Source organism: Allobosea sp. LjRoot90 (assembly GCF_964254315.1).
GTDB lineage: Bacteria > Pseudomonadota > Alphaproteobacteria > Rhizobiales > Beijerinckiaceae > Allobosea.
In genome coordinates this window covers 25,504-42,248 of sequence record NZ_CAXUTF020000009.1, presented here as the reverse complement: position 1 = coordinate 42,248, position 16,745 = coordinate 25,504, and the positions used below count along the sequence as shown (strand labels likewise).

General features: G+C 67.1%; 17 protein-coding genes. 7 read left to right on the top strand and 10 right to left on the bottom strand.

Annotated elements, in window-relative coordinates; genetic code table 11:
* Positions 1-64: 64 nt before the first annotated feature.
* Genes nusB through nrdR form a run of 5 tightly spaced genes read right to left on the bottom strand, consistent with a single transcriptional unit; the run spans position 65 to position 3,327 of the window.
* The gene (gene nusB, locus ACSQ3M_RS24985) at positions 65-532 is read right to left on the bottom strand and encodes a transcription antitermination factor NusB (RefSeq protein WP_436152778.1); all 468 of its coding nucleotides are present in this window, start codon (positions 530-532) and stop codon (positions 65-67) included.
* The gene (gene ribH / locus ACSQ3M_RS24980) at positions 529-1,026 is read right to left on the bottom strand and encodes a 6,7-dimethyl-8-ribityllumazine synthase (RefSeq protein ID WP_436152777.1); all 498 of its coding nucleotides are present in this window, start codon (positions 1,024-1,026) and stop codon (positions 529-531) included. The genes nusB and ribH overlap by 4 nt, the downstream gene beginning before the upstream one ends.
* 33 nt (positions 1,027-1,059) lie before the next feature.
* Positions 1,060-1,707 (bottom strand): riboflavin synthase, encoded by a 648-nt coding sequence (locus ACSQ3M_RS24975; protein ID WP_436152776.1) that lies wholly within the window; start codon positions 1,705-1,707, stop codon positions 1,060-1,062.
* Positions 1,707-2,837, bottom strand: coding sequence for a bifunctional diaminohydroxyphosphoribosylaminopyrimidine deaminase/5-amino-6-(5-phosphoribosylamino)uracil reductase RibD (gene ribD / locus ACSQ3M_RS24970; protein ID WP_436152775.1), 1,131 nt, complete (start codon positions 2,835-2,837; stop codon positions 1,707-1,709). Before ribD ends, ACSQ3M_RS24975 begins: the two co-directional genes overlap by 1 nt.
* Positions 2,830-3,327: a transcriptional regulator NrdR gene (gene nrdR / locus ACSQ3M_RS24965; RefSeq protein WP_436152774.1), complete on the bottom strand. Its 498-nt coding sequence runs from the start codon at positions 3,325-3,327 to the stop codon at positions 2,830-2,832. The genes ribD and nrdR overlap by 8 nt, the downstream gene beginning before the upstream one ends.
* 268 nt (positions 3,328-3,595) lie before the next feature.
* Here nrdR and ACSQ3M_RS24960 point away from each other — a divergent pair, with 268 nt between their 5' ends.
* Positions 3,596-4,546, top strand: a complete 951-nt coding sequence (locus ACSQ3M_RS24960) for a hypothetical protein (RefSeq protein WP_436152773.1) — start codon at positions 3,596-3,598, stop codon at positions 4,544-4,546.
* 123 nt (positions 4,547-4,669) lie between these two features.
* On the opposite strand, the gene glyA is transcribed toward ACSQ3M_RS24960, so the two are convergent.
* Positions 4,670-5,968: a serine hydroxymethyltransferase gene (gene glyA / locus ACSQ3M_RS24955; RefSeq protein WP_436152772.1), complete on the bottom strand. Its 1,299-nt coding sequence runs from the start codon at positions 5,966-5,968 to the stop codon at positions 4,670-4,672.
* 204 nt (positions 5,969-6,172) lie between these two features.
* On the opposite strand from glyA, the gene ACSQ3M_RS24950 reads away from it, so the two are divergent.
* Entirely contained in the window at positions 6,173-6,805 is a 633-nt protein-coding gene (locus ACSQ3M_RS24950) for a TetR/AcrR family transcriptional regulator (RefSeq protein ID WP_436152771.1), read from the top strand.
* 62 nt (positions 6,806-6,867) lie between these two features.
* Positions 6,868-8,088 carry an MFS transporter gene (locus ACSQ3M_RS24945; RefSeq protein WP_436152770.1) on the top strand — a complete coding sequence of 407 codons (1,221 nt, stop codon included), beginning with the start codon at positions 6,868-6,870 and terminating at the stop codon, positions 8,086-8,088.
* Between the two features lie 24 nt (positions 8,089-8,112).
* Here the strand turns inward: ACSQ3M_RS24945 and ACSQ3M_RS24940 are convergent, their stop codons facing one another.
* Positions 8,113-8,565 (bottom strand): helix-turn-helix domain-containing protein, encoded by a 453-nt coding sequence (locus ACSQ3M_RS24940; protein ID WP_436152769.1) that lies wholly within the window; start codon positions 8,563-8,565, stop codon positions 8,113-8,115.
* Positions 8,566-8,633: 68 nt separating this feature from the next.
* Between ACSQ3M_RS24940 and ACSQ3M_RS24935 the strand changes: the two genes are divergently transcribed.
* Positions 8,634-9,842: an MFS transporter gene (locus ACSQ3M_RS24935; RefSeq protein ID WP_436152768.1), complete on the top strand. Its 1,209-nt coding sequence runs from the start codon at positions 8,634-8,636 to the stop codon at positions 9,840-9,842.
* A 165-nt stretch (positions 9,843-10,007) separates the two neighbouring features.
* On the top strand, positions 10,008-11,264 hold the full coding sequence (gene nhaA, locus ACSQ3M_RS24930; protein WP_436152767.1) for a Na+/H+ antiporter NhaA: 1,257 nt from the start codon (positions 10,008-10,010) through the stop codon (positions 11,262-11,264).
* 187 nt (positions 11,265-11,451) lie between these two features.
* Here nhaA and ACSQ3M_RS24925 read toward each other — a convergent pair whose 3' ends face one another.
* Positions 11,452-12,105: a GntR family transcriptional regulator gene (locus tag ACSQ3M_RS24925; RefSeq protein WP_436152916.1), complete on the bottom strand. Its 654-nt coding sequence runs from the start codon at positions 12,103-12,105 to the stop codon at positions 11,452-11,454.
* A 139-nt stretch (positions 12,106-12,244) separates the two neighbouring features.
* Here ACSQ3M_RS24925 and ACSQ3M_RS24920 point away from each other — a divergent pair, with 139 nt between their 5' ends.
* Together ACSQ3M_RS24920 and ACSQ3M_RS24915 are read left to right on the top strand one after the other, a co-directional pair.
* Positions 12,245-13,219 (top strand): Bug family tripartite tricarboxylate transporter substrate binding protein, encoded by a 975-nt coding sequence (locus ACSQ3M_RS24920; protein WP_436152766.1) that lies wholly within the window; start codon positions 12,245-12,247, stop codon positions 13,217-13,219.
* 47 nt (positions 13,220-13,266) lie between these two features.
* Positions 13,267-14,376 carry an isocitrate/isopropylmalate dehydrogenase family protein gene (locus tag ACSQ3M_RS24915; protein ID WP_436152765.1) on the top strand — a complete coding sequence of 370 codons (1,110 nt, stop codon included), beginning with the start codon at positions 13,267-13,269 and terminating at the stop codon, positions 14,374-14,376.
* A gap of 235 nt (positions 14,377-14,611) precedes the next feature.
* Here ACSQ3M_RS24915 and ACSQ3M_RS24910 read toward each other — a convergent pair whose 3' ends face one another.
* A complete protein-coding gene (locus tag ACSQ3M_RS24910; protein ID WP_436152764.1) occupies positions 14,612-15,853 on the bottom strand; it encodes a L,D-transpeptidase family protein in 1,242 nt (413 codons plus the stop codon).
* A 295-nt stretch (positions 15,854-16,148) separates the two neighbouring features.
* Positions 16,149-16,745 carry a LysE family translocator gene (locus tag ACSQ3M_RS24905; protein ID WP_436152763.1) on the bottom strand — a complete coding sequence of 199 codons (597 nt, stop codon included), beginning with the start codon at positions 16,743-16,745 and terminating at the stop codon, positions 16,149-16,151.

The window sequence follows — 16,745 nt, the reverse complement described above, 5'->3', positions numbered from 1 at the left end:
CCCCACCGCAAGCGGAGGGAGGGAATGCGGTGGCGGATCGGCGCTCCGTTCGCGAAGCTTTCCATCAAGCCGCCGGCGCGTCGAATTCCTCGGCGCGGACGTCGCGGGCCAGCTTGTCGAGCACCGCGTTGACCATGCCGACCTCCTCGCCCTCGTAGAACGAGCGGGCGACCGCCACATATTCCGAGATCACGGCGCGGGCCGGCACATCCTTGCGGAAGGCGATCTCATAGGCGCCGGCGCGCAGGATCGCGCGAACCACCGCCTCGACGCGCTTCAGTGGCCAGCCGGAGGCCAGCGTCTCGTCGACCGAGCGATCGACCAGACGCTGCTCGCGGACGACGCCGCCGAGCAGGTCGCGGAAGAAGGCGATCTCAGCCTTGGGAAGCTCGATGTCCTCGACCTCCTTGCCGATCCAGAAGGCCTCGAACTCGGCCATGGCCTCGACCACGCCACGTCCGCCGATCTCCATCTCATAGAGCGCCTGCACGGCCGAGAGCCGGGCGCCGCGGCGCATCTCGGATCGGCTCATTTCGACTCCTCCGCCAGCGAGCGCTTGTAACGCAGCACCGCGAGCGCAGCTTCCGCCGCGCCGCCGCCCTTGTCCATCTCGCTGCGGTTGGCGCGCGCCCAGGCCTGGGCGTCGTTCTCGACGGTGAGGATGCCGTTGCCGAGCGGCAGGGCAAAGGCGACCGAGAGATCCATCAGGGCGCGCGAGCTTTCGCCGGCGACGATGTCGTAATGGCCGGTCTCGCCGCGAATGACGGTGCCGAGCGCGACCACGGCCTCATAGGGATCGACCGACTCGTCTGCAGCGCGCAGGCCGATGACGATGGCCGAGGGGATCTCGAGCGCACCGGGAACGGTGACGCGGTCGACGCGGCAGCCTGCTTTCTCGAGTACGGCGAGCGCCCCGGCCAGGAGTTCGTCGGCGAGGCCGTCATAGAAGCGCGCCTCGACGACGAGCACGCGCGCGCCCTCGAGCGAAGTGGCCGAAACAGCCGATGATTGCCGGGGTCCGGCCATGATGAAGTCCTCGTCTGGGATTGAGGACGCTGGTTAGCCGCCCGGGCGCGCCTCCGCAAGCCGCGCGGCATACCGCGCCATCAGATCGACCTCGACATGGACGCCGTCTCCCTTCCGGCGTTCGCCCCAGGTGGTGACGCTGAAGGAGTGCGGGATCAGCAGCACGGTGAAGACGTCGTCCTCGACCGTGTTGACCGTCAGCGATGTCCCGTCGAGGCAGATCGAGCCCTTGGCGGCGATGAAGCGGGCGAGGCCTTGCGGTGCCCGGATATGGAAACGCGCCGTCGCACCCCAGGGCTCGCTGGGGTCGGCGGCGATCTCGTCGATCTTCAGGATCCTGCCGACGCCATCGACATGGCCGGTGACGAGATGGCCGCCGAGTTCGTCGCCCATCTTGAGCGAACGTTCGAGATTGACCTTGGTGCCGGGCGCCCAGTCGCCGACCGATGTCTTCGCCAGGGTCTCGGCTGCCGCCTCGACCTGGAAGGTGCTGCCCGGCTCGCCATCCTCGCGCGGGTTCAGCGCCGTCACGGTCAGGCAGACGCCGGCGCAGCAGATCGAAGCGCCGATCTCGATGCCGGCCGCTTCCCAGGGACAGGAGATATCGAACTGCTTGAGGCTCGGGCCCTTGCTCTCGGCGCGGGCGACGGTGCCGATGGCGGTGACGATGCCGGTGAACATCAGGCGATCCTCGTGAAGCGTTCGAAACGGTCGCAGCCGATCTGCCCGGCTTCGGTGAAGGCGTAGATTTCGGGATCGGCGAGCAAAGCCGCAAGTCCCGGCCTGACGGCGACGATGCCCTCGGACCCGAGCGGCTTCGGCGAGGTCGAGACGATGACCTCGTCAGCGAGGCCCTGCAGCGCGAGTTGCTCGCCGACGGTCGGGCCGCCTTCGGAGAAGACACGGGTGATGCCGCGCGTCGCCAGAAGGCGCAGCGCCTCGCCAAGGTCGAGATGACCGTCGGCGGCGCGCGAGACGCGCATGACCTCGACGCCAGCGGCGACGAGCTTCTCCTCGGCCGCCACCGGCGCGTCCTCGGCCGCGATCACCCAGAGCGGCACGGTCGCGGCCCCCTGCACCAGTTTGGCGCTGAGCGGCAAGCGCAGCGACGAATCGAGCACGACGCGGACGGGCGAGCGAATCTCGAGGCCGGGCAGGCGCACGGTCAGCAGCGGATCGTCGGCGAGGACGCTGCCGATGCCGAGCATGATCGCGTCATGGCTGACACGCAGGCGATGCACCCACTCGCCCGATTCCGGGCAGGAGATGGCGAGACGCGCGCCCCCTGCCCCGCCGGCGAAGCCATCGGCCGTGCGCGCGACCTTGAAGGTCACCATTGGCCGCCCTTCGGTCACCCGCAGGACGTGGCCGCGATGGCTACGCTGCGCCTGGTCTTCGAGCACACCAACCTTGACCTCCACACCCGCCATGCGCAGCAGGGCGTGGCTGAGCCCGGCGATCTGCGGATTGGGGTCGGCCATGGCGGAGACGACGCGCCTGACGCCGGCAAGCAAGGTGCGCTCGACGCACGGGGTTCCGCCACGGATCGTGCGGTGCGAGCAGGGCTCGAGCGTGACATAGAGCGTACCGCCGCTCGCAGCTGCGCCGGCCTGCTCGAAGGCCATCGCCTCGCCATGCGGGCGGCCACCCGGCTGGGTACGGCCCTCGCCGACGACCACGAGCCCATCCGGCCCGTCGCGCACGACCACGGCGCCGACGCTCGGATTCGGCCAGGTCTGGCCGAGCCCGCGCGCGCCGAGCTCCAGCGCCCGCGCCATGAAGGCGCGATCGATCTCGTCCTGGTCAGGCATCGTCGCGGGCAGGCGCCGGCTTGGTATCGGGCTCGATATCGTCACTCCCGAGCTGGCCGAGCAGCTCCTCGAAATCGCGGGCCTCGCGGAAGTTCTTGTAGACCGAGGCGAAGCGGACATAGGCGACGTCGTCGAGCGCCTTCAGCCCTTCCATCACCAATTCGCCGATGGCCGAGCTCTGGATCTCGCCCTCGCCGGAACTCTCCAGCTGGCGGACGATGCCGTTGACCATGCGCTCGACGCGCTCGGGCGCAACGGAGCGCTTGCGCAGCGCCACCTCGATCGAGGTCTGCAGCTTGTCGCGGTCGAAGACGGTGCGCCGGCCCGAACGCTTGACCACGGTGAGCTCGCGCAGCTGCACGCGCTCGAAGGTGGTGAAGCGGCCACCGCAATCGGGACAGACGCGCCGACGCCGGATCGAGGCGTGATCGTCGGTCGGCCGCGAATCCTTCACCTGCGTGTCGAGGGAGCCGCAATAGGGACAACGCATGGCGAGGCCTCGGGGTTACCGGGCGACGATATCGCCCGCGGCCCTTCATTGCCCCAGCCATGCCGTCGCAGGCCAGCGAAAAACGACCAGTCGGCGGCAAGGGAACAAGCACGAGATTGCATGACGCTCCGGCCTTCGGATCGCAGCTCCTCGAAAAAGACGCCGGGCGAACCGCCTTCCCGTGGCAAGGTATCGCCCTGCGACCAGCCTGCCAGTCACCTTTTGCGCCTGCCTTCCGATCCCCCATTCGCCAATCGGAGTTTCGCAGATGTCCAATGACACGATGGGCGACGCCTTCGGCGGCCTGGTCGTCCTGGCGTTCGACCTTCTCGACGACGAGATCCAGAGGTCTCCCGAACGCCTCGCCGCGATCCTGAAGAGCCCGGTCGTTCTGGCGACGGCCCAGAAAGGCCTGCTGAGCTTCGCGAATGCGAAACTCAAGAGCCAGACGACGCAGCTCTCGCCAGACGATATCCAGAAGCTGCGCTCGATCGGTGACGACGTCCTGTCGAAGGCCGCCGACGAGTATTTCAAGCAGATCAAGAAGTCGTCGAGCTACAAATCCCTGGAAAAGCAGGTCGACGCCTTCAAGCAGGCGGCGAGCTCGTCGGCGCTCGGCGTCTGGGTCGATCAGCACAAGGGCATCGTCTACGTCGTCGGCGCGGCGCTGGCGCTCGGGGCGGGCGCTGCCCTCTTCGTCACCAAGCCGACGAACGGGGCGGTGACGCTCGGCCTGCAGCAGCTGGAGAAGCTGAAATTCGAGGTCGTCAAGCTCGGGGCGCTGAAGCTCGGCGTCGGCGGCATCGTCTTCGATCCGACAGCGGAGCTGGTCGGCGCCAAGCTGACCGGCAAGCTGAAATGGGAGAAGCTGAAGCTCGACCTCTCGCTTCAGGTCGTGACCAAGTCGGCCGCCATCGAGAAGGTAGAGGGCGAGGTCATGGTCCAGTACGGCTCGTTCGAGCTCAGCGGCATCGTCAAGAAGGACGTGAACAAGCCGACCGTCGACCTCAATCTCAAGCTGAGCGCGACAGACGACCGCTTCAACGTCTCCGTCGCCGCGCAGGTCAAGGATGGGCAGTTCGGCGGCAGCGCCTCGGCGGGCTACAAGATCGCCAAGGGGCTCGACCTCAACGCCGAACTCAGCCGGGCCAACCGGGGCGATGCGCCCGGCGGCCCGGAGAACCTGTTCATGATCAAGCTGACTGGGACCTTCCCGTAGATCGCCGCGCGTCCTACCGGACGCGAGGTGGCGATCTACGTCCTTGTTTCAGCACCGGATTTCTCCGAAAAGTGGAATCCACTTTTCGGTCCGATGCTCTACGAGATCCCGGCCGCCTCCCGCTCAATAGATCGGGAAGCGCGCGGTCAGCTCGTGGGCCTTGGCCTTGACCGCCTGCTCGACGCTCGTATTGCCCTCCTCGCCATTGGCGGCGAGGCCATCGAGCACCTCGGCGATCAGCTCGCCGACCTTCTTGAATTCGGCGATGCCGAAACCGCGCGAGGTCGCCGCCGGGGTGCCGAGGCGGATGCCCGAGGTGACCATCGGCTTTTCCGGATCGAAGGGGATGCCGTTCTTGTTGCAGGTGATGTGGGCGCGCCCGAGCGCGGCCTCGGCCGCCTTACCGGTGACCTTCTTCGAGCGGAGATCGACCAGCATCAGATGGTTGTCGGTGCCGCCGGTGACGAGGTCGAAGCCCTTGCTCTTCAAGGTCTCGGCCAGCGCCTTGGCGTTGGCGACGACGGCGTGGGCATAGGTCTTGAACTCCGGCCGCAGCGCCTCCTCGAAGGAGACGGCCTTGGCGGCGATGACATGCATCAGCGGCCCGCCCTGCAGGCCCGGGAATACGGCCGAGTTGATCTTCTTGGCGATCGCCTCGTCATTGGTCAGCACCATGCCGCCGCGCGGACCGCGCAGGGTCTTGTGCGTGGTGGTGGTGACGACGTGGGCGTGCGGGAACGGCGAGGGATGGGCGCCGCCGGCGACCAGCCCGGCGAAATGGGCGATGTCGACCATGAAATAAGCGCCGACCTTGTCGGCGATCTCGCGGAAGCGGGCGAAGTCCCAATGGCGGGCATAGGCAGAGCCGCCGGCGACGATGACCTTCGGCTTGTTCTCGACCGCGAGGCGCTCCATCGCGTCATAGTCGATGACTTGGTCGACGACACAGACGCCATAGGGCACGACCTTGAACCACTTGCCCGACTGGTTGACCGGGGCGCCATGGGTGAGATGGCCGCCGGCGGCGAGGTCGAGACCCATGAAGGTGTCGCCGGGCTGCATCAGCGCCATGAACACGGCCTGGTTGGCCTGGCTGCCGGAGTTCGGCTGGACATTAGCGAACTGGCAGTCGAACAGGCGACAGGCGCGCTCGATCGCGAGCTTCTCGGCGATGTCGACGAACTGGCAACCGCCGTAATAGCGCCGGCCCGGATAGCCCTCGGCGTATTTGTTGGTCATCACCGAGCCCTGCGCCTCCAGCACGGCGCGCGAGACGATGTTCTCAGAGGCGATCAGCTCGATCTCATCGCGCTGGCGACCGAGCTCGAGCTCGATGGCACGGGCGATCTCCGGATCGACATCGGCAAGCGACGCGCCAAAGAAGGAGTTGGAGAGATGCTTGTCCAGCGCGGCTTCGGTCATGTCCGGCTCCTGAAAAGTGCGGCGGCCGATCGCGGCCTGGCCCCGTTCGCGGTCCCTATCACGCGATGTGAGGCTGTCCAAGTGATAGATGGCCGCGGCGGATGCCTTGGACGGACGAGGCCGCGCGCCGCAATGAAAGCCGTGTAATCTCGGATCGGGGCGCGGCATCCGCCGTCGCCATATCGGCAGCCGAGGGCAAGGCAAATGGCTGAGTCGGACACGCGCTCCCGGATCATCGCGGCGGCTGAGGTCCTGTTCTATGGGCACGGCCTGCACAGCGTCGGCGTCGATGCCATCGCCGAGGCGGCCGGCGTCACCAAGCGCACGCTCTACAACCATTTCCAGAGCAAGGACGAGCTGATCGCGGCCTATCTCGCCGCCCGCGACACGCCGGCAATCGAGCGTTACCGGCAATGGCTCGGCGATCCCGGCCGGCCGCTGCCGGAGCGGATCGCGAACCTGTTCGGCGAACTGGCGGACCACGCCAAGCGCCCGAAATGGCGCGGCTGCGGCTTCACCCGCGCGGCGGTGGAGCTCGCCGGCCAGCCGGGTCATCCGGCGGTGGCGCTGGCGGCCAGTCACAAGCGCCGCTTCGAAGCCTGGCTCGCCGGGGAGCTGCGCGAAGGCGGCCTTGCCGATCCGGAGCCGATCGCCCGGCAACTCGCGATCCTCGTCGAAGGTGCGATCGCGCAGATGCTGATTCATCGCGACACCAGCTACGCGCTCTCCGCTGGCGAAGCGGCGGTGCTCATCGTCGCGAGCCATCTCGATGCGGCGGCGCGCCGGCAGCAACGCGCCGCCGCCTCCTCTGCGCAGGCCGCCATGTATACTGACTAGTGAATTTCATCTGACCAGCTGGCGCCTATCGTTCGCCCTCGCATCTGCGGGGGAGACCGATCGTGCCGACAGCGACGTACAATTCCTGGCCACCAGCCCTGGTCCTGTCGCTCGTCGCGGCCGGAACGATCCTCTCGATCTCGATGGGCTTGCGGCAGAGCCTCGGCCTGTTCATGGAACCGATGGTCCAGAACGCAGGCGTCTCCGTCGCCACCTTCGGCTTCGCCATGGCGCTGCAGAACCTGGCCTGGGGCATCGGACAACCCTTCATGGGTGCGCTCTGCGACCGCTATGGCGGGCGGCTCGTCGTGATCGCCTCATCGGCGCTGTTCTGCGCCGGTCTCTATCTGATCGGGACCGGCAGCCCGCTCGGCCTTCAGCTCGGCGGCGGGCTGATGATCGGCATTGCTGTCGCAGGAACCTCGCATGGCGTACTGGTGGGCATCGTCTCGCGCCTCGCCGCGCCGGCCGTGCGCGGCACCGCGATCGCGATCCTCGCCGCAACCGGTTCGCTCGGCACCTTCGTGCTGGCACCGACCGCGCAGGCGCTGATCGAGCGCTGGTCCTGGCAGGGGGCGTTGGGAGGGTTGGCGGCGCTGGCCGCCGGCATGGCGGCGGTGGCCTTCCTCTTCCGATCAGGCGGCGGAAACGCCGCGGGCGCCCCGGCGCAAGAGAAACCCAATCCGCGCCGGGCGATCACCGAGGCCATGGCCGACCGCTCCTTCGTGATCTCGACTGTCGCCTTCTTCGCCTGCGGTTTCCAGCTGATCTTCATCGCAACGCATCTGCCGAAATACATCGCCATCTGCGGCCTGCCGCCCTCCGTCAGCGCCGAAGCGATTGCGCTCATCGGCATCTGCAATGCGGTCGGCACCCTTGTCGCGGGATATCTCTGCCAGCGTTGGGGCAACAAGAATGTGTTGGCGCTGATCTATCTCCTGAGGACGGCCTCGATCGCCGTATTCTTCTCCTTGCCCGTCAGTGTCGAGACGACGCTCGTCTTCGCCGCCGCCATGGGGTTTCTCTGGCTGAGTGTCGTCCCGCCGGTCAGCGGCCTGATCAATGGGCGCTTCGGCACGGCGAATTTCGGGACGCTATTCGGCGTGATGTTCCTCAGCCACCAGCTCGGGGCCTTTCTCGGCGCCTGGCTGGGCGGGCTGAGCTATGAATGGAGCGGCAGTTATGCGACCGCCTGGATCGCGCTGATCCTCGTCGGCACCCTGGCGGCAATCCTGCAGTTCCTGGCTGAGGACGAAGGGTCACGACGGCCGCAGCCAGCTTGAGGCTTCCGTCGCGAAGTCGGCAGTTCACGCCTTCGGCGCCGCCTTTCGGCCGGACCGAGGACCACTCGATGGGCGATAAACCAGCCTCTCGCGTGACGCCGTCTGCATGAGCTTGCGGAAGGTCGGGCACTCCAGATGGCTCGGCGCCGGACAATCGGCAACGTGGCGCAGGACATCCCGCAGCGTCCGAAGTTCGACCATCTGCCGCTGCAGCTCATCGGCCCTGACGCGCAGCTGGTCGCGCGGGATGTCGGGCCTGCCGTCGCGCCCGAACATGCCGGCGATCTCCTCCAGCGAGAAGCCGGCCGCCTTGCCCATGGCGATCAGCGACAGCTTCAGCAGCACATCGACATCGAACTGCCGGCGCAAGCCATGCCGCCCGAGCGAGGCGATCAGGCCGATCTCCTCGTAATAGCGCAGCGTCGACGGCACTACGCCCGAGCGCTCCGCCACCTCCCCAATATCGAGAACACGCATGGCTTGACCTCAAGTCGACTTGAATTCGTACACTCTGCCGAATCCACACATTCGGCAAGAGGAACATCATGGAAACCATTCTCGCTACAAGGCAAATTCCGGTCTGGCAGGACCGGCGGGCCATCGCCTTGTTGATGGCGGCATCGCTCACCACCATGGCGAACGCGACGATCGCCCCGGCGCTGCCCGGGCTGGAGCGCCTATTTGCGGACGATCCCAATGCGGCGCTGCTAACGCGGCTCTTGGTGCCGGCGCCCTCGCTCGCCGTCGCGATCTGCGCCCCGCTCGTGGGGCTAGCAGCAGACCGAATCGGACGCCGCAAGCTGCTGCTCGTCGGCGTGGTCCTCTTCGTGATTTCAGGCTGTGCGGGGCTTCTCCTGCCGGACCTGCCGACGATCTTCGCCAGCCGCCTCGTGCTCGGCATCGCGGTCGCCCTGATCATGACCGCGCAGACAGCGCTGATCGGCGACTACTTCAGCGGCGACGACCGCAACGCCCTGACTGGCCTGCAGATCTCGGCCCGCAATCTCGGCGGCCTCGTCTTCATCCTCACGGCCGGCTGGGTCGCAACGATCTCACCGCGCCTGCCCTTCGCGATCTATGGCTTTGCGGCCGCCTTCCTGCCGCTGATGTGGCTGGTGATCGTCGATCCGCCGCGCCTGTCGCCGGCTACTGGCGCAACGCCGTTAGGTGAGAGTGACGACCGCCGACCTTGGCGTCTCCTCTTCACCATGCTGGTGCTGCTCCAGGGCGTCACCAACATGATCTTCTTCATCATGCCGACGCAGCTATCGTTCTTCCTGGACGCAGGAGGCTATGACAGCGCGATCATGACCGGCTCGGCGCTGGGCGTGCTGATGCTGTCGGGCGGCGGCTTCGCGCTGCTCTATCCGCGCATCCAGCGCGCCGTCGGCTATGCCGACATCTTCGCGCTGGGCTATGGCGCCATGGCGCTGGGGTTCCTGCTGCTGGTCACCGCCTCGGCGACCCCGGCGATCTTCGCCGCCGTCGCCGCGATCGGCGCGGGCTACGCCTTGGTCTCGCCGAGCTTCATCGCCCTCGCGCTCAACCTCGCGCCGACACGCAAGCGCGGGCTGGCCGGCGGCATCCTGACCGCCTCGATCTTCATCGGCCAGTTCTGCTCGCCGCTGCTTAGCACGCCTTTGATCGCAGCCTACGGCTATGCCAGCCTCTTCGGCGGCACAGCCGTGCTGCTCGCCGCGATGACCGCAACAGCCGTGCTGGCGGGTGGCGCTGGCTGGCTGCGCAGGCAATAGTGCGGCGATATGGAATGCGGCATCGCGTCCGCTCTGCTCTATTTCACAGGTCGAGTGAGCCGACTCGCAGCCGCATGGCACAACCGTCGGCTGCAATCGAATCGACATCGGGATGTCGCAGCGCATCTGCGATATCCAGGCTACAAGAAGACGGGGGATGCCGGCGTGACCCAGGATGCGCAGCAGATCGAAGCCGAAGCTCCGGATTGGCCGCCCAAGCGCCGCTCGCCCCTGCACGCCTTGCTCGAAAGCGGAGCGGCGGCTGGCGTCCTGCTGGTGTTTTCCGCAGCCCTGGCGCTGATCATCGCCAACTCGCCGCTGGGCGTCGTCTATTTCACGATCCTGGAGGCGAAGGTCGCGGGCCTCTCGATCCTGCACTGGATCAACGATGCGCTGATGGCGCTGTTCTTCCTGCTCGTCGGGCTGGAGATCAAGCGCGAGTTCATCGAGGGCCAGCTTGCGACGTGGAGCCGCCGCGCCTTGCCGGCCCTCGCTGCGCTCGGCGGCATGATCGCGCCTGCCCTCATTTACGCCGCGCTCGCCTGGGGTGATGCGCAGGCATTGCGCGGCTGGGCGATTCCCGCCGCCACCGACATCGCCTTTGCGCTCGGCGTGCTCGCCATCCTCGGCTCGCGCGTGCCGGTCTCGCTCAAGATCTTCCTGACCGCGCTCGCCATCCTCGACGATCTCGGCGCGATCCTGATCATCGCCCTGTTCTATTCCGGCAACCTCTCGCTGCCGATGCTGGCCGGCGCCGCCGCCTGCCTTGCCGTGCTGATCGCGCTCAACCTGCGCGGCGTCCGCTTGCTGCCGCTCTATCTCGCCATCGGCGCCCTGCTCTGGTTCTTCGTGCTGAAATCCGGGATCCACGCCACGCTCGCCGGCGTCGCGCTGGCGCTGACCATTCCGCTCGGCGGCCATGGCACGGAGAGCGACGAGCCCGAGCATTCACCGCTGCACACGCTGGAGCACAGGCTCCATCCCTGGTCGTCCTATTTCATCGTGCCGATCTTCGGCTTTGCCAATGCCGGCGTCTCGATCGCCGGCATGTCGCCCTCGCTGCTATTGACGCCGGTGCCGCTCGGCATCGTGCTCGGGCTCTTCATCGGCAAGCAGATCGGCGTCTTCGGCTTCGCCTGGCTCGCGGTCCGGCTCGGCCTCGGCACCATGCCGGCCAAGGCGACCTGGGCGCAGGTCTACGGTGTCTCGCTGCTCTGCGGCATCGGCTTCACCATGAGCCTGTTCATCGGCGGCTTGGCCTTCGCCGCCAACGCCTCGCTCAACGATGCGACCAAGATCGGCGTGCTCGCCGGCTCGGCGCTGTCGGCGGTGATCGGCTATGTCGTGCTTCATATCGCGGGCAAGCATCTGGCGACGGAGGATGAGCCCGCGCCGGTCGTGCCGCGCAAGCGGGCGTACTGAGAGGCGTCATCACAAAATCGCCGCAGCTGCGGCGGAACCAAGGCGAGTGAGCTGCGTTGCCCCTCACAGCGGTGGAGGTGGCAATGGGTTTCAGTCTTCTGGAAATCTCGATCGTGATGGCCTGTATCTCGCTGCTCGGCTTCCTGATCGCCGACAACCTGGCCTGATCGAGCGGTCGCCGGCGGGGTCAGCCCGCCTGCACCAGCCGTCGCAACCGCTCACGCCCGGCGGCCTTGATGTGATCGCGAGCCGCAGCCTCCGCCTTGGCGGGATCACGGGCTTCGATGGCCGACACGATGGCGTCGTGCTCGGCATGCGCCTTCGTCGCCCGGTCCTTATCGAGCAATGTCGAAGAGCCGAGCAGCGCGCGCGCGTCGCGCAGCGCATTCAGCGCCTTCAGCAGATAGCGATTATGCGCCGCGCCGTAGAGCGCGGAATGGAAGCGCTCATTGTGGCGGGCGAGTTCCTGTGGCCGGGCCAGCAGCCCGGCCTCGATGGCATGGAGATCGCGCAGCAACGCGACCTCGCCCTCCGAAGCGTGACGTGCGGCGAAGGCGGCGACAGTCCCCTCCAGCACTTCGCGCATTGCATAAAGCTCGGACACCGCCTGATGATCGAGCGTCATGACGACGAGCGTGCGCGAATCGCGCGTGAAGAAGCCCTCAGCCTCGAGCCGGCGCACGGCCTCGCGCAAGGGCGTCCGGCTCATCTCCAGGCGAGCGGCGAGATCCTCCTCGCGCAGGCGCATGCCGGGCCTGAGCTCGCCGGCATCGATCGCCTCGCGCAGGCGCGCATAGGCCTGGCCCGCGAGCGAGCGTACCGGCTGGATATCCGCGAACACTGTCAAACTGCGCCCTCTCCCATCACCCGACCGCGGCTGTGGTGATCGCCCGCGACCACGCCGAAATCAACGCTTGCCTCAATCTCGCATCTCAGCATACTTCAGTATACCGAAAACAAGAAGATCATGGGAGGCCGCATTGTCACGCCGGATCACGAGGCTGGTGCTCGCAGCCGCATTCGCCGCCACATCCGCCATCTCCGCCAAGGCGCAGGGCTGGCCGAGCAAGCCGATCAGCATGGTCGTGCCCTATGCCGCCGGCGGCGGCACCGACGTGATCGCGCGGGCGGTCGCGCAGAAGCTGCAGGATCGTCTCGGGGTCGGCGTCGTGGTCGAGAACCGGGCCGGCGCCGGCGGCAATCTCGGCACCACGGCCGCGGCGCAGGCTCCGGCCGACGGCTACACCGTGCTGATCAGCAATATCGGCCCGATGGCGGTCAATCCGAGCCTGTTCAAGAACCTGAAGCATGACCCGGCCGAGGTGCTGGAGCCGGTGACGCTGATCGCCAAGGCGCCGCTGCTCCTACTGGTCCACCCTTCGGTCAAGGCCAACTCGGTCGCGGAGCTGATCGCACTCGCCAAGGCGCAGCCTGACGGGCTGACCTACGGCACGGCCGGACACGGCTCGGCCAACCACATCGCGACCGCGCTGTTCGAGCTGATGGCCAGGGTCAAGCTGAAGCACGCCCCTTATCGCGGCGCGGGACCGGCGCTGAACGACCTGATCGGCGGGCATATCCCGATGATGTTCGCGACGCTGCCCTCGGCGATCGGCCATGTGCATGGCGGCAGCCTGAAGGCGCTCGCCGTCACCACCGCGGAGCGGGCCCCTGCCTTGCCGCAGGTGCCGACGCTCGCGGAAGCCGGAGTTCCCGGCTACGAGGCCAGCGGCTGGTACGGCGTCTTCGTGCGCAAGGGCACGCCGCAGGCGATCATCGACAGACTACGCAGCGAGGTCGCGACGATCATCAACCTGCCCGAGGTGCGCCGGAATCTCGAGCTCGAAGGCGCCCAGCCGATCGGCAACACGCCGGCCGAGTTCGCCGCCTTCGTCAAGGCCGAGCGCGAGAAATGGTCGAAGGTCGTCAGCGAGGCCGACATCAAGGTCGAGTGACGCCTCTCTCCTCTGCCTCCTTCTCATCAACCCGGACAATGCCGACCATGACCGACGCGACATCTCCTGCCATGCCCCTGCGCCTGCTCGTCCTCGAAGGGGACGGCATCGGCCCCGAGATCGCGACGGCGACCTGCAAGGTGCTCGACGCCGCGAGCGCGCTCTTCGGCTTCGCTCTCACCTATCAGCGGGCGGAAATCGGCTTCGCCGCCCTCGCCAACCAGGGCACGACCTTTCCCGAGAGCGTGCTGGAAGCGGCCAAGCGGGCGGACGGCGTCATCCTCGGCCCGGTCTCGCACAACGACTATCCGCCGGCGGAGAAGGGCGGGCTCAACCCATCAGGCCAATTGCGCAAGCGGCTCGATCTCTACGCCAATATTCGCCCGGCCCGGTCGCGCGAGGGTTTCGCGCCGCGCTGCGGCAAGCCGCTCGATCTAGTCTTGGTGCGCGAGAACACCGAAGGCTTCTATTCTGATCGCTCGATGCATCTCGGGCCCGGCGAGATCATGCCGACGCCGGATCTTGCCCTGTCCTTCCGCAAGGTGACGCGGCAGGCCTCCCTGCGCATTGCCGAGAGCGCCTTCGCGCTCGCCCGCCAGCGCCGGCGCAAGGTCACGGCCGTGCACAAGGCGAATGTGTTGCGCATCTCCGACGGGCTCTTCCTGGAATGCGTGCGATCGGTGGCAGAGCGCTATCCGGACGTCGCCTATGAGGAGAAGATCATCGATGCGATGGCGGCGCTCCTGGTGCGCGACGCCAGCGTCTTCGACGTGATCGTCACCACCAACATGTTCGGCGACATCCTCTCCGACCAGGCTTCCGAGATCTCCGGCAGCCTCGGCCTCGCCGCCTCGCTCAATGCCGGCGAGAGCCATGCGGTCGCGCAGGCGCAGCACGGCTCGGCGCCTGACATCGCGGGACAGGATCTCGCCAACCCAGCCTCGCTGATCGGCTCGGCAGCTATGCTGCTCGCCTGGCTCGGCGAGCGGCGGCAGGCCCCTGCCTTGCTGCAGGCCGGGCAGGCGATTGAGCGGGCAATCGACCTGACAATCAAGGCGCCGGAGCAGCGCACGCGCGACCTTGGCGGCCCACTCGGTACCAGGGCCTTCGCGAGTTGCGTCGCCGCCAATCTCGCCGAGGTTGCAAAGGCGGCCTAACGCTGGCGACTATCCTCAGCCCTCATCCTGAGGAGCCGCGCAGCGGCGTCTCGAAGGATGCTCCAGATGTCTTCGGAGCCTCCTGAATCATCCTTCGAGACGCGGCCTTCGGCCGCTCCTCAGGATGAGGGCTCACGTTTCCCAACGAGGCCTGCAAGACAGCACGTAGAGGACCTCAAAACGAAACGACCCGCCGTCTCCGGCGGGTCGCATAAGCAGCCGTCGGGCGGAGGCGTCAGATATCCTGATCGCCCTGCAGGGCCGCGACAGGCACCGGGCCGAGCCCGTCCTTGTTGTAGATGTCGTCGCGGAACTGCACGCCGCCATCGGGCGTCGCCCAGGCGGTGACATAGACCCAATAGCATGGCACCGGATTGGCGATGCGGGCATTGACGCGCTCGCCCGAGGCGATGGTCTCGTCGATCTTGGCGCGATCCCAGCCGGGCGTCTCCTTGAGCAGGAAGGCGATGTAGTCGCGCACGTTCTGAACGCGGATGCAGCCGGAGGAGACGAAGCGGAAATCGTCGCCGAAGATGCCCTTCGACGGCGTGTCGTGCATGTAGACGCCGTGCGGGCTCGGAATGTTGATGCGCACGAAGCCGAGCGAGTTGAACTCGCCGCCCGGATCCTGGCGGAAGGTGTAGCGCGTCGCTTCATCCGAGCGCCAGTTGACGCGTTCGGGCGGAATCTCGCCGCTCGGACCGATGATGCGGATCTTGTTCTCGGTCAGGTAGCTCGGCTCCTTCTGCATCTTCGGAATCAAATCCTTGCGGATGATCGAAGCGGGAACCGTCCAGGTCGGGTTGAAATTGACCTCGGGGATCTTGGTCTGCAGCAGCGGCGACTGGCGGTCGATCTTGCCAACGCCGGCGGCGTGGCGGGTCGCGACATGGCCGTTCTCGACCGTCTCGACCGCGGCGGCCGGGATGTTGGCGACGACATAGCGGTTGCCGAGATTGCCCGACCAGGTGCGCAGGCGCACGATATTGGTCTCGAGCTGGCGGATGCGCCGGTCGACCGGCACGTTGAGTGCGGCGAGCGTGGCGCGGTTGATGCTGCCGGTGGTCGACAGGCCCATGCGCGACTGGAAGCGGCGCACGCCGCCCTCGACATAGGAATCATAGATGTTGCTGTCGCCGGCGGAGGCATCGAGATCGCCGGTGATGATCAGCCGCTGGCGCAGCGCGACGACGCTCGCGCCGCGCGAGCCGACGGCGAGCTTGTCGCTGACCTGGAGAGATTGCCAGCCGCCGCGCGCGGCGAGTGCCCGATAAGCCTCGACAGCCTGCTCGGTCGCGGCCAGCGCAGCCGGTGACAGCATCGGCGTCGAGGAGCGCGCGACCGCGTTGCGCGCGCCGGCATCATAGCTCTGGCGCCATTCGGCCTGCTGCGCGAAAGCCGGCAGGCTGACGCCGGCGGCAGCGCTCGACAGTAGGGCCAGGACCGTCTCGCGACGTGTCAGGCTGAGTTTCGGCATCGATCGTACCCCTTGGACTTCGCATATCATCGGAGCGGGACGCGACCCGCCCCTTCGGCCGGGCATCTGCCACGGCCGGTCGCTGGGGACGATCCCTTACCACAGTTAACACCGTATGATGAGCGCGGCATTTTTGGGGCGGCGATGCGTTGCGCTCACGGGAGTTTGATCCGGGCCGCACCGCTGATGCAGAGGTGTGGCGAGACACCATGCATAGCGATCAGACGCGCTGCCCGGAGGTGACCCAGTTCAAACTTCGGCTCCCAACCCCGAGCAGACCCAGGGCATGGCCGGGCTATCGCCACATCGGCACGACCGAGGCCGCGAGCAGCAGGCCCAGCGCGACATTCACGATGCGCCATTGCCTTTCGGTCTTCAGGGTTCGCGAGAGCCACAGGCCGCCCATGCACCAGAGGGTGAGAGAAAGCGTCGCGGCCAATCCAAAAACGCCGCCAAGAGCGAGCGCCAGGCGCAACGGGCCATCCGACAATCCCGCGTAGGCTGCGGCGGCGGCAACCGCCATCGTCCAGGCTTTTGGATTCAGCCAGAGAAGCAGAAGCCCCTTCACGAAACCCATCGGTGCCGCCGCCGGACCCGCCTTCGAGTTCGGAGCGCCGAGGCATGCGATCGTCCATGCGAGCCACAGGAGATAGACCGAACCGGCAACGCGCAGCACGAGTTGGAGTTCGGGCAAAGACAGAATGACCGTACCGAGGCCGCCGCCTACGATGCCGATCAATGAAGCTAGGCCAAACGCGATCCCGCCGATCAGCGGAAGGCTTCGCGCAATGCCGAATTGGGCGCCGGATGCCGTGGCCAGGATGGTCGCTCCGCCCGGCGTCAGCGTCGCAATGACAGCGAACGTGACAAGTGAAACCTGCAGGTCCGTCAT